Source organism: Reyranella sp. (assembly GCF_004297265.1).
GTDB lineage: Bacteria > Pseudomonadota > Alphaproteobacteria > Reyranellales > Reyranellaceae > Reyranella.
In genome coordinates, this window is record NZ_SCUT01000057.1 from 1 (window position 1) to 20622 (window position 20622).

18 protein-coding genes are annotated in these 20622 nt (G+C 67.4%); 9 read left to right on the forward strand and 9 right to left on the reverse strand.

The features are described from left to right. Window positions 1-41 precede the first annotated feature (41 nt). The 3 genes from EPO41_RS25915 (at window position 42) to EPO41_RS25925 (ending at window position 3103) form a co-directional block, all read left to right on the forward strand. Entirely contained in the window at window positions 42-854 is an 813-nt protein-coding gene (locus EPO41_RS25915; protein WP_296331760.1) for an ABC transporter permease, read from the forward strand. Then, entirely contained in the window at window positions 851-1630 is a 780-nt protein-coding gene (locus tag EPO41_RS25920; protein WP_296331763.1) for an ABC transporter permease, read from the forward strand. The genes EPO41_RS25915 and EPO41_RS25920 overlap by 4 nt, the downstream gene beginning before the upstream one ends. 129 nt (window positions 1631-1759) lie before the next feature. After that, window positions 1760-3103: an FAD-binding oxidoreductase gene (locus tag EPO41_RS25925; protein ID WP_296331765.1), complete on the forward strand. Its 1344-nt coding sequence runs from the start codon at window positions 1760-1762 to the stop codon at window positions 3101-3103. 148 nt (window positions 3104-3251) lie between these two features. Here EPO41_RS25925 and EPO41_RS25930 read toward each other — a convergent pair whose 3' ends face one another. Next, window positions 3252-4853 (reverse strand): ABC transporter substrate-binding protein, encoded by a 1602-nt coding sequence (locus EPO41_RS25930; RefSeq protein ID WP_296331766.1) that lies wholly within the window; start codon window positions 4851-4853, stop codon window positions 3252-3254. 174 nt (window positions 4854-5027) lie between these two features. On the opposite strand from EPO41_RS25930, the gene katG reads away from it, so the two are divergent. After that, window positions 5028-7205: a catalase/peroxidase HPI gene (gene katG / locus EPO41_RS25935; protein WP_296331767.1), complete on the forward strand. Its 2178-nt coding sequence runs from the start codon at window positions 5028-5030 to the stop codon at window positions 7203-7205. Window positions 7206-7325: 120 nt separating this feature from the next. On the opposite strand, the gene EPO41_RS25940 is transcribed toward katG, so the two are convergent. The 3 genes from EPO41_RS25940 to cobT all read right to left on the reverse strand — a co-directional run bounded on the left by EPO41_RS25940 (window position 7326) and on the right by cobT (window position 9434). Beyond that, window positions 7326-7853 carry a hypothetical protein gene (locus tag EPO41_RS25940; protein ID WP_296331769.1) on the reverse strand — a complete coding sequence of 176 codons (528 nt, stop codon included), beginning with the start codon at window positions 7851-7853 and terminating at the stop codon, window positions 7326-7328. A 104-nt stretch (window positions 7854-7957) separates the two neighbouring features. Continuing rightward, the gene (locus EPO41_RS25945; protein ID WP_296331771.1) at window positions 7958-8419 is read right to left on the reverse strand and encodes a nuclear transport factor 2 family protein; all 462 of its coding nucleotides are present in this window, start codon (window positions 8417-8419) and stop codon (window positions 7958-7960) included. Further along, complete coding sequence (gene cobT / locus EPO41_RS25950; protein WP_296331773.1) at window positions 8412-9434, reverse strand: nicotinate-nucleotide--dimethylbenzimidazole phosphoribosyltransferase; 1023 nt, start codon at window positions 9432-9434, stop codon at window positions 8412-8414. The genes EPO41_RS25945 and cobT overlap by 8 nt, the downstream gene beginning before the upstream one ends. 54 nt (window positions 9435-9488) lie before the next feature. On the opposite strand from cobT, the gene cobS reads away from it, so the two are divergent. From cobS to EPO41_RS25975, 5 genes are all read left to right on the forward strand, one after another. Then, window positions 9489-10313 (forward strand): adenosylcobinamide-GDP ribazoletransferase, encoded by an 825-nt coding sequence (gene cobS / locus EPO41_RS25955; protein WP_296331775.1) that lies wholly within the window; start codon window positions 9489-9491, stop codon window positions 10311-10313. A gap of 36 nt (window positions 10314-10349) precedes the next feature. Next, window positions 10350-11021 (forward strand): histidine phosphatase family protein, encoded by a 672-nt coding sequence (locus EPO41_RS25960; RefSeq protein ID WP_296331776.1) that lies wholly within the window; start codon window positions 10350-10352, stop codon window positions 11019-11021. Further along, window positions 11018-11872, forward strand: a complete 855-nt coding sequence (locus tag EPO41_RS25965) for a class I SAM-dependent methyltransferase (RefSeq protein WP_296331778.1) — start codon at window positions 11018-11020, stop codon at window positions 11870-11872. The genes EPO41_RS25960 and EPO41_RS25965 overlap by 4 nt, the downstream gene beginning before the upstream one ends. Further along, window positions 11872-12441 carry a bifunctional adenosylcobinamide kinase/adenosylcobinamide-phosphate guanylyltransferase gene (gene cobU / locus EPO41_RS25970; RefSeq protein WP_296331779.1) on the forward strand — a complete coding sequence of 190 codons (570 nt, stop codon included), beginning with the start codon at window positions 11872-11874 and terminating at the stop codon, window positions 12439-12441. Before EPO41_RS25965 ends, cobU begins: the two co-directional genes overlap by 1 nt. A gap of 95 nt (window positions 12442-12536) precedes the next feature. After that, complete coding sequence (locus tag EPO41_RS25975; RefSeq protein WP_296331780.1) at window positions 12537-13223, forward strand: lipid-binding SYLF domain-containing protein; 687 nt, start codon at window positions 12537-12539, stop codon at window positions 13221-13223. 120 nt (window positions 13224-13343) lie between these two features. Here EPO41_RS25975 and EPO41_RS25980 read toward each other — a convergent pair whose 3' ends face one another. From EPO41_RS25980 to gltB, 5 genes are all read right to left on the reverse strand, one after another. Further along, entirely contained in the window at window positions 13344-14003 is a 660-nt protein-coding gene (locus EPO41_RS25980; RefSeq protein ID WP_296331781.1) for a CoA transferase subunit B, read from the reverse strand. Window positions 14004-14013: 10 nt separating this feature from the next. Then, window positions 14014-14715: a CoA transferase subunit A gene (locus EPO41_RS25985; protein WP_296331782.1), complete on the reverse strand. Its 702-nt coding sequence runs from the start codon at window positions 14713-14715 to the stop codon at window positions 14014-14016. Window positions 14716-14776: 61 nt separating this feature from the next. After that, window positions 14777-15592: an enoyl-CoA hydratase/isomerase family protein gene (locus EPO41_RS25990; protein WP_296331783.1), complete on the reverse strand. Its 816-nt coding sequence runs from the start codon at window positions 15590-15592 to the stop codon at window positions 14777-14779. Between the two features lie 91 nt (window positions 15593-15683). Beyond that, complete coding sequence (locus tag EPO41_RS25995) at window positions 15684-16571, reverse strand: DMT family transporter (protein ID WP_296331784.1); 888 nt, start codon at window positions 16569-16571, stop codon at window positions 15684-15686. 153 nt (window positions 16572-16724) lie between these two features. Further along, the coding region (gltB, locus tag EPO41_RS26000) for a glutamate synthase large subunit (RefSeq protein ID WP_296331786.1) at window positions 16725-20622 on the reverse strand (3898 nt) is incomplete at its 5' end.

The window sequence follows — 20622 nt, forward strand, 5'->3', positions numbered from 1 at the left end:
CAGTGGCGCTCATGAGGGCGCCACTGGAGTGGCGCGCTCCCATGAATAGGTCGATCCTCCCCGCGCTGCCGGCGCTGATCCTGCTCTTCGTGTTCTTCCTGTTCCCGGTCGTGCGCATGCTGGGCTTCAGCATCGAGGGGGGGACGTTCGACTGGTACGCCAAGGCGCTGGGCGAGCAGCTCTATCTCCGGGTCTTCTGGAACACCTTCGAGATCGCGCTGCTGGTCACCTTCTTCTGCCTGTTGCTGGGCTATCCGCTCGGGTTCCTGATGGCCACGACGACGCCCTTCTGGGCGACGGTGGGCTTCATCTTCGTTCTGCTGCCGCTGTGGACCTCGGTACTGGTGCGCACCTATGCCTGGATGGTGCTGCTCGGTCGCAACGGCGTGTTCAATCGCTCGCTGATCGAGGCGGGACTCATCACCGATCCGATCCCGCTGCTGCACAATTTCACCGGCGTGCTGATCGGCATGGTGCATGTGCTGCTGCCCTACATGGTGCTGCCGATCTACGGCGCCGTGCGCAAGGTCGATCCCGCCATTCCCGCGGCGGCGGCGGGACTCGGCGCGTCGAGCTTCGCGATCTTCCGGCGCATCTACCTGCCGCTCACCCTGAACGGCATCTTCGCGGGCTCGGTGCTGGTGTTCGTGCTGTCGCTAGGCTTCTTCATCACGCCGGCGCTGCTGGGCGGCGGCCGCGTGATGATGATCGCCGTGCTGATCGAGCAGCAGGTGCGCGAGGCGCTGAACTGGCCGTTTGCCGCGGCGCTGTCGGCCGTGCTGCTGGTCTTCACCTTCGCCGTCTATGCGCTGGCCCAGCGCTTCACCCGGACGGAGACGGAGGCCGCGCGATGAGCCGGCGCCTTCTCGTGATTGCGTGCGGCCTCATCTACTTCTTCCTGATGCTGCCGCTGCTGGTCGTTTTCCCGATCTCGCTGTCGTCGGCGCCCTACATGCAGTTCCCGCCGCCGGGCCTGTCGTGGCAGTGGTACGAACGCTATCTCGACGATCCGCAATGGATCGATGCGACCTGGCGCTCGCTCTATATCGGCGGCGCGACGGCGGTCTTCGCCCTGGTCCTGGGCGTGCCGCTCGCCTTCGCGCTGGTGCGCGGCAGGTTCTTCGGCCGCATCCTGATCGACCGGCTCGCGCTTGCGCCGGTCATCGTGCCGACCATCATCCTCTCCGTGGCGGTCTACGGCCTGTTCGCCAAGCTGAAGCTGATCGGCACCTGGTACGGGCTCGTCGTGGCGCACACGGTGCTGGCGCTGCCCTTCGTGGTGCTGGTGATCGGGGCGGGCCTGCGCGACTTCGACCGCTCGCTGGAACGGGCCGCCGAGGGGCTGGGCGCCAGCCGCTGGCGCACCTTGGCGCGGGTGACCTTGCCGCTGTTGCGCCCCAGCCTCGTCTCGGCCGGATTGCTCGCCTTCATCTCCTCGTTCGACGAGGTCGTCGTGGCGCTGTTCCTCGCCGGCGCCAACATGACGCTGCCCAAGAAGATGTTCGACAACATCATGATGGAGATCGATCCGACCATTGCCGCCGTGTCGGTGATGCAGATCCTTCTGGTGTCGATCGTGCTGGTGCTGATCGGCCGCTTCGGACGCGGCCTCAAGGATAGTGCGCGATGAGTATGTTGCCGACCCTTCGAGACGGCCGCGAAGCGGACTCCTCAGGGTGAGGTGGAAGTGTAGTGAGAACCTCATCCTGAGGAGCGGTCCGAAGGACCGCGTCTCGAAGGATGGGCCAAGGAGCAGGTGATGGCCGACAGCGTCTTCCACAAGGATTTCAAGGCGACACCCTGGTGGTGGGAATGGTGGCACCCTTCCAACGCGCTGAGCCAGGACCCGCCGCTCAGGACCGACGTGCTGGTGGTGGGCGCGGGCTATGGCGGCCTGTCGACCGGGCTCGAACTGGCGCGCTCCGGCGTCGACGTCACGGTGCTGGAGCGCGGCGATTTCGGGGTCGGAGCCTCGACGCGCAACGGCGGCGGCGTCAGCGGCGGTACGACCATGGGCAAGGGGTTTTCTGGCAAGGGCGTCGGCGGCGATCCCGAGGCCTGGAAGAAGGTGATGGCGCGCATGCTGAGCGACGCCGCCGATTCGCTCAGCCAGGTCGAGACGGTGATCCAGCGCGAGGGCATCGAATGCTTCTGGCGCATGAACGGCCGTTTCAGCGGCGCCTACACGCCGCGCCACTTCGCCGAGCAGCAGGCCAAGGTCGCGACCTACAACGAGAAGGCGGCGCTCGGCACCTACATGATCCCGCGCGAGCGCCAGCGCGAGGAGATTGCTTCGGATTACTATTATGGCGGCATGGTCGTGGAGCGCACCGGCCAGCTCCATCCCGCGCTCTACTATGGCGGCCTGCTCAAGGCGGCGCATCGTGCCGGTGCGAAGCTTTGCGCCAACTGCGATGCCGAGAAGATCGAGCGCAAGGCCCAAGGAGCAGGGGGCGGCTTCCGGGTTCTCACCAGCAAGGGCCCGATCGAGGCGCGCGAGGTGGTGATCGCCACCAACGGCTACACGACCGAGCTGACGCCGACGCTCCGGCGCAAGCTGGTGCCGGTCGCCAGCCACATCATCGCGACCGAGGAGCTGCCCGAGGATCTGGTCAAGAGCCTGATCCCGAAGAACCGCGTCGTCTCCGACACCAAGCGGGTGCTCTGCTACTACCGGCAATCGCCCGACAACAAGCGCGTGATCTTCGGCGGCCGCGCCCGCTTCACCCAGGTGACGCCCGAGGTCAGCGCCCCGGTGCTGCACGGCTACATGCTGGAGCGCTGGCCGCAGCTCAAGGGCGTGAAGATCACCCACGCCTGGACCGGCAACGTGGCCTTCGCCTTCGACTTCCTGCCGCACATGGGCATGGAGCAGGGCATGCACTACCTGATGGCGTGCAATGGTTCGGGCGTCGCCATGATGTCCTATCTCGGCTACCAGACGGCGCGGAAGATCGCCGGCGGCTCGAACGCGCCGGTGAACGCCTTCGACGGCCAGGATTTCCCGACCGTCCCCTTCTACAACGGCAATCCCGAATGGGTGCTGCCCTTCGTCGGCGCCTGGTACCGCACCCGCGACTGGTGGGACCGCGTGCGGGCGTAAAGGCTCATTCCTCCCCATTCAAATGGGGAGGTGGCGGCGTCTTACGCCGTCGGAGGGGTCATGGTTGTTGCAATTCCCATGACCCCATCGCCCCGTAAGACGGGGCACTTCCCCATTTGAATGGGGAAGCGATTGCCTTCGCTGCTCCCTACTTCATCGTGATCGGCGAGAAGTCCTGGAACCAGTTCTGGGCCTGGATGAAGCCCGTGACCTTGGGTGACAGGGCGCGCGGCGCGACGTCATGCGTCACGAACAGGAACAGCGCGTCGTCGACGATCTTCTCGTGCACCTTCTTCAGCGCCTCGTCCTGCGCCTTCTGGTCGAAGGTCGTGCGCGCCTTCTCCAGCAGCGCGTCCATGCCGGGATCCTGGTAGAAGCCCCAGTTGGTGCCGTTGGGCGCCACCAGCTTCGAATCGAGATGGCGGATGAAGGCGGTGAACGGGTCCTGGATGAAGTAGCTGAAGTTCAGCGCGCTGGCGCCCTTGGCCAGGTCCGACTTCGCGCCGGCCCGCCACAGGTTGATCAGCGTGTTCCATTCGGCGACCTCGAACTCGATCTTGATGCCGACGTCGGCCAGGTTCTGCTGGATGTACTCGTTCATCGGCAGCGGCAGCATCTGGCCCGAGCCCGAGCTCGAGATCAGTACCTTCGCCGTCACCGGCTTGGCCTTGCTGAAGCCCGCCTCGGCCAGCAGCTTCTTGGCTGCCTCCGGATCGTACTTCACGTCGAAGCTCGGATTGCCGAACCACTGGCTGCCCGGCGTGAGGAAGCCCTTGGCCGGGATCATCATGCCCTTCAGCAGCACCTTCAGCCCCTCGCGGTCGACGGCGAGGTTGGCCGCCTTGCGCACGCGGATGTCCTTCCACGGCGAGTTATCGGCAAAGGAGAGGTGCCAGGTCCAGTTGTGCGGATAGGCGTTGCTGATGATCTTGAAGCCGGCCTTCTCCAGACTCGGCACCGCGTCGGGCGAGGGCGCCTCGATCCAGTCGACCTGGCCCGAGCGCAGCGCCGCCGTGCGGGTCGCGGGCTCGGGAATCGGCAGCAGCACCATCTTGTCGAGCTTGGGGATCCGCGCCTTGTCCCAATAGTCCTTGTTGGGCGCCAGCTCGGCCCGGGTCTGCGGCTGGAAGGCCGTGAGCTTCCACGGGCCGGTGCCCGACGGCGTCTGCGCGAACTTGTTCCAGTCCTTGCCGACCTTCTCCCACTGCGCCGGGCTCGACATCATCACCCAGGAGATCTGGTAGGGCAGGAAGGCGTCCGGTGTCTTGGTCCTGATCTCGACCGTCCTGTCGTCGATCACCTTGTAGGAGGCGACGGCGGGAATGCGCGAGCGGCCCTGCGCCGCCTGCTTGGGATCGAACTGGGGCGACTTGTCGTTCAGCAGCTTGTCGATGTTCCACACGACGGCATCGGCCTTGAAGTCGCTGCCGTCGTGGAACTTCACGCCGTCGCGCAGGGTGAAGGTCCAGCGCGTCGGATCGGCTTCGTCGACCTTCCACGAGGTGGCGAGGCCGGGCACCAGCACCGAGGCCTTGTCGGCCGAGGACAGGTCCCAATTGATCAGCCCGTCATAGAGCGTGTAGCCCATGAACCGCATGCCCTCGCCGCCCTGGTCCGTCTGGCCGGTGGTCAGCGGAATGTCCGAGGCGGTCATGCCGATGCGCAGCGTGCCCTGCGCGAGCACGGGGGTCGCGGCCAGCGACGCCAGCAGCGCGACGGTCCCCAGGACGGCTTTGGTGCGGAAGATCATGCGAGGGTCCCTGTTTTCCTTGTGGTGTCCTCGCAGACGCCAGAACCATGCCAAAGGATAGGTGGCGCCCCCGTCGCGCCCGGTCGAAACTGCATCCGTTCGACAAAGAACGTGACTTTGAATTTAGAATCGTTCTAATCTCAGGCCGCGAGCCTGGAACACGAGGGATGGACGATGACGACAGAGAGCAAGTGCCCTTTCAGTGGCGCCCCTAAAGGCCATACGAACCGCGACTGGTGGCCAAATCAGCTCGACCTGCAGGTCCTGCACCAGCATTCCCCGCTGTCCAATCCGATGGGCGAGGCCTTCGACTACGCCAAGGCGTTCAAGAGCCTCGACCTCGATGCCGTCATCAAGGACCTGAAGGCCCTGATGACCGATTCGCAGGACTGGTGGCCGGCCGACTTCGGCCATTACGGCCCGTTCTTCATCCGCATGGCCTGGCACAGCGCCGGCACCTATCGTGTCGGTGACGGCAGGGGCGGCGCCGGCGGCGGCCAGCAGCGCTTCGCCCCGCTGAACTCGTGGCCCGACAACGTCAACCTCGACAAGGCGCGCCGCCTGCTCTGGCCGATCAAGCAGAAGTACGGCAACAAGCTCTCCTGGGCCGACCTGCTGATCCTGACCGGCAACGTCGCGCTGGAATCGATGGGCTTCAAGACCTTCGGGTTCGGCGGCGGCCGCGCCGACACCTGGGAGCCCGAGCAGGACATCTACTGGGGTCCCGAGGGCAAGTGGCTGGCCGACGAGCGCTACAGCGGCGACCGCCATCTGCAGGGCTCGCTGGGCGCCGTGCAGATGGGCCTGATCTACGTCAATCCCGAGGGCCCCAACGGCAACCCCGATCCGGTCGCCGCGGCGCACGACATCCGCGAGACCTTCGCGCGCATGGCGATGGACGACGAGGAGACGGTGGCGCTGATCGCCGGCGGCCACACCTTCGGCAAGACCCATGGCGCCGGCGATGCCGCCCTGGTCGGGCCGGAGCCGGAAGCCGCGCCGATCGAGCAGCAGGGCCTCGGCTGGAAGAGCAGCTTCGGCTCGGGCAAGGGCGCAGACCAGATCGGCAGCGGCCTCGAAGTCACCTGGACCTCGACGCCGACCAAGTGGAGCGGCAACTTCTTCTGGAACCTGTTCGGCTACGACTGGGAGCTGACCAAGAGCCCGGCCGGCGCCCATCAGTGGGTCGCCAAGAACGCCCAGGCGACCGTGCCCGATCCGGCGGACCCGGCCAACCCGTCGAAGCGTCGCCTGCCGACGATGCTGACGACCGACCTGTCGCTGCGCTTCGACCCGGCCTACGAGAAGATCTCGCGGCGCTTCTACGAGAACCCCGACCAGTTCGCCGATGCCTTCGCGCGCGCCTGGTTCAAGCTCACCCATCGCGACATGGGCCCGATCGCGCGCTACCTCGGCCCGCTCGTGCCGAAGGAGCATCTGATCTGGCAGGACCCGATCCCGGCCGTCGACCATCCGCTGGTCGGCGACGCCGAGATCGAGTCCCTCAAGGCGAAGCTGCTGGCTTCGGGCCTCACCGTGTCGCAGCTCGTGACGACGGCCTGGGCCTCGGCCGCGACCTTCCGCGGCGCCGACAAGCGCGGCGGCGCCAACGGCGCGCGCATCCGCCTCGCGCCGCAGAAGGACTGGGCGGTCAACCAGCCGGCCGAGCTGGCCACCGTCCTGCAGAAGCTCGAAGCGGTGCAGAAGGACTTCAACGCTTCGGCGACGGGCGGCATGAAGGTCTCGCTGGCCGACCTGATCGTGCTGGGCGGCGGCGCCGCGATCGAGAAGGCGGCGAAGGCCGCCGGCCACGACGTGAAGGTCCCCTTCACGCCGGGCCGCATGGACGCCTCGCAGGAGCAGACCGACGTGCATTCCTTCGCGCCGCTGGAGCCCACGGCCGACGGCTTCCGCAACTTCGTCGGCACGAAGATGCCCCAGTCGCCGGAGGAGCGGCTGGTCGATCACGCCCAGCGCCTCACCCTGACCGCGCCCGAGATGACGGTGCTTGTCGGCGGCCTGCGCGTGCTGGGCGCCAACACCGGCGGCTCGACGCACGGCGTCTTCACCGACAAGAAGGAGACGCTCAGCACCGACTTCTTCGTCAACCTGCTCGACATGGCGACCGAGTGGAAGCCGGCCGCCGACGGCAGTTACGAGGGCCGCGACCGCAAGTCCGGCGCCGTGAAGTGGACCGGCACGCGCGTCGACCTGATCTTCGGCTCGCACAGCCAGCTCCGCGCGCTGGCCGAGGTCTATGCCCAGTCCGATGCGAAGGAGAAGTTCGTGAAGGACTTCGTCGCCGCCTGGACCAAGGTCATGACCCTCGACCGCTTCGACCTCCACGCCTGAGCCGCGTGGTCTGAACTAGAAAGCCCGCCCGGCGAGAGCCGCGGCGGGCTTTTTGTTACCGTCGTCCCGAGCGAAGCCGAGGGACCTCTTTTCCGGCGCGCGGGCCAGGATGGCCCGATGTCAAACTTGTCGAATGAAGTGCACAGCTACGCCGGGCAGGATCACGATGATAAGGCTGCACACCGTCCACCACACGCTTTTGATGATCCGGCGTCGCTGAGCATCGCTCGTCGGCTCATTGCGTAGCCATCGAAGGGCTGCACTTCCGAGACCGACAAATAGCCAAGCAGCACTAGCGGCGAACCATATGAATCCCATCGAGCCCAGTATGGCCGGAACGACGAGGAAGAAGTGAGAGCTTGGCCCATTCCCACCATCCCGCAGATATTCAGATCCAAAAACAGACGTTACTCCGACGACGAGCGAAACGAACATCAAGAAAACGCGCTGAAAGAAAGTCGCGAACCATTCTTTGCTACGGTCCGTATAGGAGTCGAGGTCGAGCACGGCTGGCAACAACGACGGCGCACGATATGAGACACGCCTCATTGCGGCCTGGGCTTCACCCCAAGCGGCCATTGCAGAGAAGAAAAAATAGAATCCCGATAGGATCGAGAGGATGGCCAGCCCGCCGAGTACTAGCTTCATCGTCTAACGTTAGCGAAAAAATATAGATGCTGCAGCCGCAAGGGCTGCGCCGACCTAACCAATCGTTGCTGATACGATTTTTGACGACTCGATATGGGGATTGCTCAACTGAGCCGCGTCGCCTGGCTCACCGCCAGCTGCCACCCGTCCTGCGCGGTCACGTACACGCACACCCAGCGGAAGTCGTAGGTCTTCTGTTCCTTCACGTTCAGGATCGGGCTCTTGCCGGTGACGATCACGGTCGGGCCGGCGAAGACTCGGAAGCTGAGTTCCGTCGCGGGCGCGGCCTCGATCAGCGGTTCGCCGGCCATCGCCGAGACGAGGCGGGCGTCCTTGTTGTCGAGTTTTCCGGAGCCGTGCGTGTGGGTGAAGCTGTCGGCGTAGAGCGGGCGCAGCGCGGCGAAGTCCTTCGCCAGCACGGCCTTCGCGAGCTTCGTGCGGAAGTCGGTGACTTCCTGGATGAACTTCTTGGCTTCCGCCGAATCGGGCTGGCGCGGCGGATGGGCGAGGGCCTCTGGGGGCAGAGCAAGAAGCGGGAGTCCCGCGAGCAGGGTGCGTCTATGCATCCTTCGAGGATACGCCGGCTTCGGCGAAGGTCGCCATGCCGTTGTGGCAGGCGGCGGCGGCCTTGAGCAGCGGCACGGCGAGCGCGGCGGCCGAGGCTTCGCCCAGGCGCATGTCGAGGTCGAACAGCGGGCGCAGGCCGAGTTCGGCCAGCAGGCGCGTGTGGCCGGGCTCGGCCGAGCGGTGGGCGACCAGGCAATGGTCGAGCGCGCGGCGGTCGACGGCGCGCAGCACCGCGGCGGCGGCGGTGCAGGCGAAGCCGTCGAGCAGGACGGGGATGCGGCCCATGCGGGCGGCCACGATGGCGCCGGTCAGGGCCGCGAATTCCTCGCCGCCGACCGCGGCCAGCAGTTCGAGCGGATCGCGGCGGGCGATCGCGTCCTTGTGGAAGGCCAGCGCCTCGTCGATCACGGCGATCTTGTGGGCGAGCGCCTTGCCGGAGACGCCGGTGCCCGGACCGGCCCAGTCCGCGCCCGTGCCGCCATGGAGCGCGGCGCAGAGCGTGGCGGCGGCGGTCGTGTTGGCGATGCCCATTTCGCCCAGGCACATCACGTCGATGCCGGGCTCGGCCGCCATCATGCCGTAGGCCATGGCATTGGCCGCGCGCGTCTCGTCCATCGCCGGCCCTTGCGTGAAGTCGGCGGTCGGATGGTCGAGGTCGAGCTCGTAGATGCGCAGGTCGGCGTCGATCGCGGCGGCGAGCTGGTTGATGGCGGCGCCGCCGTTCAGGAAGTTCTTCACCATCTGCTGCGTGACTTCGGGCGGATAGGCCGAGACGCCGCGCGCGGCGACGCCATGGGTGCCGGCGAACACCGCGATGCGCGGCCGCTCGACCCGCGGCTGGGCGCGGCCCTGCCAGCAGGCCAGCCATTCGGCGATATCCTCCAGCCGGCCGAGCGAGCCCGGCGGCTTGGTCAGCTCGGCCTGGCGGCGGACCACCTCGGTCTGGGCGGTGAGATCGGGTCCCGGCAGGTCGCGCAGGATCCGGCGCATTTCATCGAAGGAGGCAGCCGACATTGTTTGTCCGGGGGCATTCTGGAAGGGGCCGGACCATCCTATATTCGTGGCATCATGACCAGTCCCCACGAGCCCTCCTCCTCTTCCTTCGGCGGCGGAGCCCACCGGCCCACGTCGTTCGACGAATGGCTGCAGGCCTTCAAGGAGCAGATGACGTTCTTCACCGGCCTGAAGCTCGATGTCGGCCTGCCGCGCTGGCCGCTCGCCGACGTCCTGCCGGTGCTGCCCTTCGTGGGCGCGGCGATCGGGTTGGCCTCCGGGCTGGTCTTCGCCATCGTGCGCGGCATCGCCGGGCCGGGCTGGCTGGCGGCGGTGCTGGCCGTCGGTGCCGCCGTGATCCTGACGCGCGCCCTGCATGAAGATGGATTGGCCGACACGGCCGACGGGCTGGGCCCGCATGCGCTGGAGCCGGCGCGGCGGCTCGAGATCATGCGCGACAGCCGCAACGGCACGTTCGGCGTGCTGGCGCTGGCGCTCACGGTGTTGATCAAGGTCGCGTGCCTGGCGCAATTCGGCGCCGCCACCGGGCTCGTCGTGCTGATCTCGGCCCATGCTTTGTCGCGCGCCGTGCTCGCCTATCCGCTGCTGGCCTTTTCGCCGGTCCATGCCGACGGGCTGGGCGCGACGGTGGGCAAGCCGACCGACAACGATGTCTGGATCACCATCGGCATCGGTGCGGGGCTCGCCTTCCTCCTGATGCTGGGGAAGGGCCTGTTCGTCGCGATCCTGGCGCCGCTCGCCGTCCTCGCTTCGGCCTGGTTCGCCTCGCACTGGATCGCCAGGCGGCTCGGCGGCTACACCGGCGACACCTTGGGCGCCGTGCAGCAGAAGGCCGAGGTCGTGTTCCTCGTGGTGGCGGCGCTGTTCATCGGCGGCTAAGAAAGCGGCCGCGTAAGAGTTCAGCGGAGGAACAGCATGGCGACGGGCGCCAAGATCACGGGAGCGGTCACGCGGTGGTGGTGGGTGCGGCATGCGCCGGTGCCCAATCCGGAACGGCGCTGCTACGGCCAGTCGGACATGGATTGCGACGTGAGCAACGAGGCGCTGTTCCGGCACCAGGCGAAGCTGCTGCCCAAGGGCGCGGTCTGGTACGCCTCCAACCTGCTGCGCGCCCGCAAGACGGCCGAAACGCTCGCCAACGCTGGCGCGGAGATGGACACGCTCCACATCGATCCCGATCTCGCCGAGCAGCATTTCGGCTCGTGGCAGGGGCTGACCTATGTCGAGATCGCCGAGAACCACGCCAACAACCATCTCTTCTGGCTGGGGCCGCCGGAATTCCGGCCCGAGGGCGGCGAGAGCTTCGTCGACCTGCGCGAGCGCACGGTGCGCAGCATCGACCGGCTGACCGCCGAGCATAAGGGCCGCGACATCGTGGCGACGGCGCATGGCGGCACGATCCGCGCCGCGCTGGCCCATGCCTTCGACCTGCATCCCGAGGCGGCGGTGCGTTTCGAGATCGACAATGTCTCGATCACCCTGATCGAGCATTTCGAGCAGGCCGATCCGCTTCATGCCTGGCGCGTGTCGTTCGTGAACTACATGCCGCGCGAAATCGTCATGGCCCATGCCGGCGGGCCTGCGTGACGGCGGCCGCGAAGTCCACCGTTGAGCTGGCGGCCGAACAGGCGGCCCACTGGAACGGACCGGGCGGGCAGAACTGGCTGAAGGCGCAGGCCCGGCTCGACCACCTGATGGCCGGGATCACACGGGACGTGCTGGCGCTGGCGAACGCGCAGCCCGGCGAAAAGGCGATCGACGTGGGCTGCGGCCCCGGCACCACGACGGCGGCGCTGGCGGCCTCGGTCGGACCCGAGGGTCACGTGCTGGGCGTCGACATCTCGCAGGTGCTGATCGATGCGGCGGCGACACGGCGGCTTTCCAACGCGACCTTCCTGGTGGCCGATGCCGGCGCGCATCCGTTCGAGGCGGCCTCAGTTGACCTGATCTTCTCCCGCTTCGGCGTCATGTTCTTCGGCGATCCGGTCGCCGCTTTCACGAACCTGCGGCGGGCGCTGAAGCCGTCGGGCCGGCTGGCCTTCGTGTGCTGGCGCAGCGCGCAGGACAATCCCTGGAGCCTCGCGCCGGTGAAGGCGGCCGCGCCGTTCCTGCCGCTGCCGCCGCGGCCCGGTCCCGAGGATCCCGGCCAGTTCGCCTTCGGCGACCGCGCCCGGGTCGAGCGCATCCTGAAGGGGGCGGGCTTCACCGGCCTGGCGATCGAGCCGCTCGACGTCGAGATCTGGATGGGCCGCGACCCGGCCGATGTCGTGGCCAATGCCGGCCGCTTCGGGCCGCTGTCCCGGCCGCTGGCCGAGGCCGAGCCGGCCGCCGCCGCCCGGGCCAAGGCCGCCATCGTCGAGGCGCTGGTGCCTCACGCCACGAAGGACGGCGTGTCGCTGCCCGGGGGCTGCTGGCTGGTGAGCGCCCGGCCCGGCTGATGGAACATATCTCGACCTTCCCGCTGCCGCCGGTGACGCTGGTGCTGGGCGGGGCGCGCTCGGGCAAGAGCACCCATGCCGAGCGCCTGGTGACCGGCACCCTGCATGGCGGCGCGCCGCGGCCGGCGGTCTATATCGCCACCGCCGAGGCGGGCGACGTCGAGATGGCGACCCGGATCATGGCCCACCGCACCCGCCGCGGCGCCTCCTGGACCACGATCGAGGAGCCGCTGAAGCTCGCCGAGGTGATGGAACAGGCGGCCGCCCGGGGCCAGCCCATGCTGGTGGACTGCCTCACCCTCTGGCTCTCGAACCTCATGCATGCCGGCGAGGATGTCGACCAGGCGACCGACGAGCTGGTGCGGTCACTCGATGATCACAACCAGCCGGTGGTCTTCGTGAGCAACGAAGTGGGCCTCGGCGTGGTGCCCGAGACGCCCCTGGGACGCAGCTTCCGGGACGCGATGGGCCGGCTGAATATGCGTATTGCCGAGCGCGCCGACCGGGTGATCCTGATGGCGGCGGGCCTTCCCCTGGTGATGAAGGACCGGCCGGCCCGGCCGCGCTGAGGCTCCTCAACCCGGCGGCGAAACGTGGTATGGTTCAGCCGTTGTGACCATCCAGGCGCTCCCCGGCGTCGGTCGCCAGCCAAACGGAGCACAAAATGAAGCTCGATCGCCGAACCGTCCTTGCGGGGACTGCGGCCGCGTTCGCCGCGCCGTTCCTCGCGTCCCAGCCGGCCCGCGCCGATGCCAAGCGGCAGTCGCTGGTCGATTCCTGCCTCGCCACGGCCCGGAAGATCCTGGGCGGTCCCGATTTCCCCGATGCCGCGGGACAGATGGTCAATGCGCGCGGCGTCCTGATCATTCCCGAGCTCGTCCAGGGCGGGTTCATTTTCGGTGCCGCCGGCGGGCGCGGCGTCCTGCTGGGCCGGTCCTCGCCCAACAACTGGAGCTACCCGGCCTTCTACATGATGGGGTCCGGCAGCGTCGGCCTGCAGGTCGGCGGCAAGGTCTCCGAGATCGTGTTCATCATCCGGACCGAGAAGGGCCTGCAGGCGGTCATCGACCACAAGTTCAAGTTCGGCGCGGAAGCGGGCGTGACCATGGTCGCGGTCGGCATCGGCCTGGAGGGCGCCTCGACGGCGGCCGGCGGCGCCGACATCGTGGCCTTCGCCAACTCACAGGGCCTGTTCGCCGGCGCCTCGATCGAGGGCTCCTACATCGACGCCGACAACGACTGGAACGCGCTCTACTACGGCAGCGGCGCGACCGCGAAGGGCGTCGTCCTCGACCGCCGCTACACCAACCCCGGCGCGGAGCCGCTCAGGCAGTACCTGTCGAAGTGGTGATCTGATCTCTTCCCCTTTGCGGAGTCCGCAAAGGGGAAGTGCCCTCGTCTTACGAGGGCGATGGGGTCATGACCCCTCCGCCCCTTCGGGGCACCTCCCCATTTGAATGGGGAGGAAAGCTCAAGCGACCTTCAAACCGGCCGCGATCGAGAGCTTGGCCTTGGTCTTGGCCTTGACCTCGTCGACGGTGACGCCGTCGGCGAGTTCGATCAGCGTGACGCCGCCATCGCCCTTCTTGTCGACGGTGAAGACTCCCAGTTCGGAGATCACCATGTCGACGACCCGGCGGCCGGTCAGCGGCAGGGTGCATTCGCCGAGCAGCTTCGAGGCGCCGTCCTTGGAGACATGCTCCATGGTGACGATCACGCGCTTCACGCCGGCCACCAGGTCCATGGCGCCGCCCATGCCCTTCACCATCTTGCCCGGGATCATCCAGTTGGCGAGGTCGCCGTTCTCCGCCACTTCCATGGCGCCCAGGATCGACAGGTCGATATGGCCGCCGCGGATCATCGCGAAGCTGTCGGCCGAGCTGAAGTAGGAGGTGCCCTTCACTTCGGTCACGGTCTGCTTGCCGGCATTGATGATGTCGGCGTCGACTTCGTTGTCGTAGGGGAAGGGGCCGACGCCCAGCATGCCGTTCTCGCTCTGCAGCGTGATGTCGACATCCTCGGGCACGTAGTTCGACACCAGCGTCGGGATGCCGATGCCGAGGTTCACGTAGAAGCCGTCCTTCAGTTCCTTGGCGGCGCGTGCCGCCATCTGATCGCGGGTCCAGGCCATCGTTCTCTCCTCAAGCCTTGCGGATTGTGCGCTGTTCGATCTGCTTGTCGTAGGGCGCACCGCAGAAGATGCGCTTCACGAAGACGGAAGGCGTGTGGATGTGGTCGGGATCGAGCTCGCCGACCGGCACCAGCTCCTCGACCTCGGCGACGCAGACCTTCGCCGCGGTCGCCATCATCGGATTGAAGTTCCGCGCGGCCTTCCGGTAGATCAGGTTTCCCGACGTGTCGCCCTTCCAGGCCTTGACCAGCGCGATGTCGCCGAACAGGCCGCGCTCCATCACATATTCCTCGCCGTCGAAAACCTTGGTCTCCTTGCCCTCGGCCACCAGGGTGCCGACGCCGGTCTTCGTATAGAAGGCCGGGATGCCCGCGCCGCCGGCGCGGCAGCGCTCGGCCAGCGTGCCCTGCGGATTGAACTCGAGCTCCAGCTTGCCCTCGAGGTAGAGCTTGGCGAAGGTCTTGTTCTCGCCCACGTAGGAGCTGATCATCTTCTTCACCTGCCCGGTCTCGAGCAGCAGGCCGAGGCCCGCGCCGTCGATGCCGGCATTGTTCGAAACGCAGGTCAGGCCCTTCACGCCGGAGTCGCGCACCGCGCCGATCAGCTTGTCGGGAATGCCGACAAGGCCGAAGCCGCCGCACATCAGCATCAGATCGTCGCGCAGCAGGCCCTCGAGCGCCGACTTCGCATCCTTGTAGACCTTGTTCGCCATCGCTGTGTTCCGTCCTCGCCGGGTTCCCCGGCATATGGAAGGGCCCGGACTTGCCTGTCAATCAGTCGCGGATTGTCCGCTTTCCGGCGACAAATTCCCCCATCAGCCGGTGCCCATCGTCGCTCACCGCGAGGTCCATGAACAGCGTCCGTTCATGGGCGAGCCCTTGTGACAGAGGCATTTCAGCCGCCGACCGGACCAGCCGCTTGATGTGGGCCACGGCCCGCGGCGGCTGGCCGGCCAGCCGCTCGGCCAGGGCGAGCGCATGGTCGAAGACCGGCCCGTCGACCGCGGCATGGACCATGCCCAGCGACGCCGCCTCGTCGGGCGACACGGTGCGGCCCAGCAGCGACAGTTCGAGGGCCCGCGCCTCGCCGACCAGGCGCACGAGGCGCTGCGTGCCGCCGGCGCCGGCCAGGATGCCGATGTTGATCTCGGGCTGGCCGAGCCAATAGGGCCCCCGCTCGGCCAGGCGGATGTCGCAGGCCATGCAGAATTCGAAGCCGCCGCCCATCGCCGTGCCGTTGATGGCGGCGATCACCGGCTTGGGCGCGGTTTCGAGGCGGGTCAGGATCCTGTGATAGGCGCCCTCCGGTGAGGGCCGGTCGAGCGAGAAGGTCGCGCCCTTGGCGCGCAGCTTTGCCGACAGTGCCAGCAATTCGGACACGTCGTAGTGTTCGATGAACACGCCCTTCAGCGCGCCGGTGAAGACCAGCACCCGCACGGTCTCGTCGGCCAGCAGCCCGTCGACCGCCGCGTCGAGCTCGCCGACCATCGCGGCATTCATGTAGCCCTTGGGCGGATTGTTGAAACGGACGATGGCAATGGTGGCGGCGGTGGTGGCGGCGCCGCGCCGTTCGATTTCGATCAGGGCCATGCCGGATTACCTCATCAAGCAATATAAACGAAACAGACGAAATATCCGAAACCAACGAAACTAAAAAACAGCTTTCCCGCCCGCGAACGGTTCAGGACCGGGCCGTGATCACGATGGCAATGCCAGCAATCACCAGCGCCGTGCCGATCGCCAGCGGCCATGTCACGGGTTCCCCCACCAGCACGACCGAGCTGGCGATGGCCAGCAGCGGCACGCCCAGCATGCCGAGCGAGCCGGTGACCGGCGGCAGGGCGCGGGCGACCGAGACGGCGGCCCAGGTCGCCGTCGGCCCGGCCAGCACGCCGAGATAGAGCAGGGAGAGCCACAGCGAAGGCTGCCGCGGGTCGAGATGGCCGTTGGGTTCCAATACGAAGGCGAGGATCCAGAGCAGCACCGTGGCCACGCCCATCTGCCACGGCAGCACGTCGAGCGGCGACATGCGCCACGCGTGGCGGCGGGCATGCAGGATGGCGAGCGCCCAGGTGAAGCCCGCGGCCAGCAGCCAGCCGTGGCCCAGCATCACCCGTTGGTCGCCCCAGTCGAAGCGCAGCGGATCGACCAGCACGAGGATGCCCGCGACACCCAGCAGGGCACCGAGGATGGCGCGGCTTCCGACCTTCTCGCCGACCATCCAGGAGAGCGGCACCATCCAGAGCATCGTCGTGTAGGCCAGCACGCCCGAGCGGCCCGGCGGTACGATCTGCACGCCGAGATTGGCGAAGGCGAAGAAGCAGGTGAGCTGCAGCGCGCCGACCGACAGGATGATCGGCCAGTCGGCGCGGCCGGGCCAGGCGAGACGCTTCAGGGCCGCCACCAGGATGAACGCCGTCGTCGCCGACAGGGTGGCACGCGCCGCCGCCAGCCAGATCGGCGTGCCGGCGCCGAGGCCGATTCGGATGACCGGCCAGGCGAGGCCGAACAGCACGACGACGAGGCCGAGCTGCAGCCAAGCCACGCGCGAGGGGCGCGCGTCGCTCATGGGTGATTCCTCCGCTCGTGCTTTTCGTACGTCTGACCCCTCCGGCTTGCGGCCACCTCCCCATCTGAATGGGGAGGCAATGATTTCTCGTTCCTCCCCATTCAGATGGGGAGGTGCCCCGCAGGGGCGGAGGGGTCAAATTCTTCGTCGAGCCTAGGCGCGCTTTTCCTGTGCGAGGCTAAGCGGCTGCGGCAGGCGCGTCAGCATTTCCTTCGGCACCACCTGCCAGAAATGCTCGACCTCGCGGTTCCAGTCGTTCAGCAGGCGGGCGCCTAGTGGCGACTTGGTCTCGGCGACGTGTTCGGCCACCAGCGACTTCAGCACGGACTCCCAGTGCGGATGGTCGATGCGCTGCCACGTCACCGTCTCGGGATTGACCTTGAGCTTGAAGGCATCTTCCGGGTCGTACAGGAACGCCATGCCGCCGGTCATGCCGGCGCCGAAGTTGACGCCGACCGATCCCAGGATCACCGCCGTGCCGCCGGTCATGTACTCGCAGCCGTTCGAGCCCAGTCCCTCGACCACGGCATCGGCGCCCGAGTTGCGCACGGCGAAGCGCTCGCCGGCGCGGCCCGAAGCGAAGAGCTTGCCGGCCGTCGCGCCGTACAGGACCGTATTGCCGATGATGGCATTGGCTTCCGGCACCAGCGGGCTGGAGACGGTCGGCCTCACCACGATGGTGCCGCCGCTCAAGCCCTTGCCGACATAGTCGTTGGCGTCGCCGAATACTTCGAGCTTCATGCCCTGCACGGCGAAGGCGCCGAGCGACTGGCCGGCGGTGCCGCGCAGGAGAACCGTCACCGTATCGGGCGGCAGGCCGGTCATGCCGTACTTGCGCGTGATCATGGCGGCCAGGCGCGTGCCCACGGCGCGATGGGTGTTCCGCACACTGTACTGGAGCTGCATCTTCTCGCGGTGCGTGAAGAGCGGCTGCACGTCGCGCAGCATCTGGGCGTCGAGCGTGTCGGGCACCTCGTTGCGGCCCTCGACCGTGCAGTGCACGGTCTCGCGGCCGCCATCGGCCCGCGTCAGCAGCGGGTTGAGGTCGAGATCGTCGAGATGGCGTGCGCCCCGTCCCACCTGCTTCAACAGGTCGGAGCGACCGACGATCTCGAGCAGCGACTTGTAGCCGAGCTGCGCCAGGATCTCGCGCACCTCCTCGGCGACGAAGCTGAACAGGTTCACCACCTTCTCCGGCGAGCCCTCGAACTTCTCGCGCAGCTTCGGGTCCTGGGTGCAGACGCCGACCGGACAGGTGTTGGAGTGGCACTGCCGCACCATGATGCAGCCCATGGCGATCAGCGAGGCCGTGCCGAGCCCGTATTCCTCGGCGCCCAGCATGGCGGCGATCACCACGTCGCGGCCGGTCTTGATGCCGCCGTCGGTGCGCAGCAGCACCTTGTCGCGCAGGCGGTTCAAGGTCAGCACCTGATGGGTTTCCGACAGGCCCATCTCCCACGGGATGCCGGCATACTTGATGCTGGTCTGCGGCGAGGCGCCGGTGCCGCCGTTGTGGCCCGACACCAGGATCACGTCGGCCTTGGCCTTGGCCACGCCCGCCGCGATCGTGCCGATGCCGGAGCGCGCGACCAGCTTCACGGTCACGCGCGCCTCGGGGTTGATCTGCTTCAGGTCGTAGATCAGCTGCGCCAGATCCTCGATCGAATAGATGTCGTGATGCGGCGGCGGGCTGATCAGGGTGACGCCCGGCGTCGAGTGACGCAGCTTGGCGATCATCTCCGTGACCTTGAGGCCGGGCAGCTGGCCGCCCTCGCCGGGCTTGGCGCCCTGGGCCACCTTGATTTCGAGCTCGCGGCAGTTGTTCAGGTATTCGGCGGTGACGCCGAAGCGGCCCGACGCGACCTGCTTGATGGCCGAGGAGGCGTTGTCGCCGTTCGGCCGCGGCGTGTAGCGCGCGGAATCCTCGCCGCCCTCGCCGGAATCCGACTTGGCGCCGATGCGGTTCATGGCGATCGACAGCGTCTCGTGCGCCTCCGGGCCGAGCGCGCCCAGCGAGATGCCGGGCGCGACCAGCCGCTTGCGCAGCTCGGTGATCGACTCGACGTCGTCGAGGGCGATCGGCGTGCGGTCGGGCTTGAAGTCCAGCAGGTCGCGCAGGTTGATCGGCGGCTGGCGGCGCACCGCCTCGCTGTACTTGCGATACTTCGCGTAGGATTCGGTGTTCACCGCGTCCTGCAGCATGTGAATCAGCGCGCCCTCGAAATTGTGCCGGTCGCCGCCGCGGCGCGCCTTGTAGAAGCCGCCGATCGGCAGGGCGATCACGTCCTCGTCGAAGGCGCGCGCATGCTGCTCGGCGATCTCCTCCTGCACGCCGCGCAGGCCGATGCCGGAGATGCGCGAGGGCATGCCGGGGAAGAACTCCGCAACCAGCGAGCGCGACAGGCCGACCGCCTCGAAGTTGCAGCCGCCGCGGTAGGACGACAGGACCGAGATGCCCATCTTGGACATCACCTTGAGCAGGCCCTCGTCCAGCGCCTTCTTGTAATTGGCCAGGCACTGGCCGAGCGACAGCTTGCCGAACAGGCCGCGCGCATGGCGGGCCGCGATCGTCTCCTCGGCGAGATAGGGATTCACCGTCGTCGCGCCGACGCCGATGATGACCGCGACATAGTGCACGTCGAGGCATTCGCCCGAGCGCACGTTCAGCGACGTGAAGGTGCGCAGCGACTGGCGCACCAGGTAGGAGTGCACGGCGCCGGCGGCCAGGATCATCGGCAGGGCGGCGCGCTCCGGCCCGATGTTGGCGTCGGTCAGCACGATGTGCAGGCAGCCGCTGCGGACGGCGTCCTCGGCCTCCTTGCAGATGCGCTCGAAGGACTGGCGCATCGCGTCGAGCCCGCCCTTCGGATCGAAGGTGCAGTCGATGCGGGCCACCGTGTCGCCCATGTACTTGCGCATCGCCTCGAACTCGGCGTTGAGCACGATCGGGGACTGCAGCGACAGCATCTCGCTCTGGTCGGGCGTCTCGTCGAGGATGTTGCCGAGATTGCCCAGCCGCGTGCGGATCGTCATCACGTTGCGCTCGCGCAGGGAGTCGATCGGCGGGTTGGTCACCTGGCTGAAGTTCTGGCGGAAGTAATGGTGCATGCCGCGATAGGTGTCGCTCAGCACCGCGAGCGGCGCGTCGTCGCCCATCGAGCCGACGGCCTCCTTGCCGTCCTCGACCATGGGATGCAGGATCGCCTCGAGATCCTCGATCGACCAGCCGGCCGCGAACTGGCGGCGGCGCAATTCGTCGGCCGGGAAGTGCTCGGCCGCGGGCGTATCCTGCCGGATCAGCGAATCGAGCTCGACCGTACGCTCCGTCCAGCTCGCATAGTCGTGGGTCGCGGCGAGCTTGTCCTTCAGCTTGCGGTCCTTGTAGACCTTGGGCTTGTCCATATCGACGGCCAGCATCTCGCCGGGGCCGAGCCGGCCCTTCTCGACGATCTTGGCTTCGTCCTGCGGCACCATGCCGGCCTCCGAGCCGGCGATCAGCAGATTGTCGGACGTCATCACGTAGCGCATGGGCCGCAATCCGTTGCGGTCGAGCCCGACCAGCGCCCACTTGCCGGCGACGGCGGCGATGGCGGCCGGGCCGTCCCACGGCTCCATGACGCCGTTCACGTAGTTGTACATGGCGCGATGCTCGGCCGGCACGTTGGGGTTCGTGGCCGAGGCTTCGGGAATCATCATGGTCTTGACCATCGGCAGGTTGCGATGGCCGCGGACCAGCAGCTCGAACACGTTGTCGAGCGCCGACGAATCGGAGGCGCCGGGCTGCACGATCGGCTTCAGGTCCTCGATGAAGCGGCCGAAGGTCTCGTGCTCGAGGCGCGCCTCGTGGCTCTTCATCCAGTTGACGTTGCCCAGGATGGTGTTGATCTCGCCGTTGTGGGCGAGCACGCGGAAGGGCTGTGCCAGCTTCCATTGCGGGAAGGTGTTGGTCGAATAGCGCTGATGGAAGATCGCGAAGCGCGAGACGAAGCGCTCGTCGAGCAGGTCGGGATAGAAGGCCGACAGATGCTCGGCGAGGAACATGCCCTTGTAG

What these genes read in the sequence shown, in the direction of transcription:
- EPO41_RS25915 (WP_296331760.1), top strand. Translation starts at nt 42, where the DNA reads ATGAATAGGTCGATCCTCCCCGCGCTGCCGGCGCTGATCCTGCTCTTC.
- EPO41_RS25920 (WP_296331763.1), top strand. Translation starts at nt 851, where the DNA reads ATGAGCCGGCGCCTTCTCGTGATTGCGTGCGGCCTCATCTACTTCTTC.
- EPO41_RS25925 (WP_296331765.1), top strand. Translation starts at nt 1,760, where the DNA reads ATGGCCGACAGCGTCTTCCACAAGGATTTCAAGGCGACACCCTGGTGG.
- EPO41_RS25930 (WP_296331766.1), bottom strand. Translation starts at nt 4,853, where the DNA reads ATGATCTTCCGCACCAAAGCCGTCCTGGGGACCGTCGCGCTGCTGGCG.
- katG (WP_296331767.1), top strand. Translation starts at nt 5,028, where the DNA reads ATGACGACAGAGAGCAAGTGCCCTTTCAGTGGCGCCCCTAAAGGCCAT.
- EPO41_RS25940 (WP_296331769.1), bottom strand. Translation starts at nt 7,853, where the DNA reads ATGAAGCTAGTACTCGGCGGGCTGGCCATCCTCTCGATCCTATCGGGA.
- EPO41_RS25945 (WP_296331771.1), bottom strand. Translation starts at nt 8,419, where the DNA reads ATGCATAGACGCACCCTGCTCGCGGGACTCCCGCTTCTTGCTCTGCCC.
- cobT (WP_296331773.1), bottom strand. Translation starts at nt 9,434, where the DNA reads ATGTCGGCTGCCTCCTTCGATGAAATGCGCCGGATCCTGCGCGACCTG.
- cobS (WP_296331775.1), top strand. Translation starts at nt 9,489, where the DNA reads ATGACCAGTCCCCACGAGCCCTCCTCCTCTTCCTTCGGCGGCGGAGCC.
- EPO41_RS25960 (WP_296331776.1), top strand. Translation starts at nt 10,350, where the DNA reads ATGGCGACGGGCGCCAAGATCACGGGAGCGGTCACGCGGTGGTGGTGG.
- cobU (WP_296331779.1), top strand. Translation starts at nt 11,872, where the DNA reads ATGGAACATATCTCGACCTTCCCGCTGCCGCCGGTGACGCTGGTGCTG.
- EPO41_RS25975 (WP_296331780.1), top strand. Translation starts at nt 12,537, where the DNA reads ATGAAGCTCGATCGCCGAACCGTCCTTGCGGGGACTGCGGCCGCGTTC.
- EPO41_RS25980 (WP_296331781.1), bottom strand. Translation starts at nt 14,003, where the DNA reads ATGGCCTGGACCCGCGATCAGATGGCGGCACGCGCCGCCAAGGAACTG.
- EPO41_RS25985 (WP_296331782.1), bottom strand. Translation starts at nt 14,715, where the DNA reads ATGGCGAACAAGGTCTACAAGGATGCGAAGTCGGCGCTCGAGGGCCTG.
- EPO41_RS25990 (WP_296331783.1), bottom strand. Translation starts at nt 15,592, where the DNA reads ATGGCCCTGATCGAAATCGAACGGCGCGGCGCCGCCACCACCGCCGCC.
- EPO41_RS25995 (WP_296331784.1), bottom strand. Translation starts at nt 16,571, where the DNA reads ATGAGCGACGCGCGCCCCTCGCGCGTGGCTTGGCTGCAGCTCGGCCTC.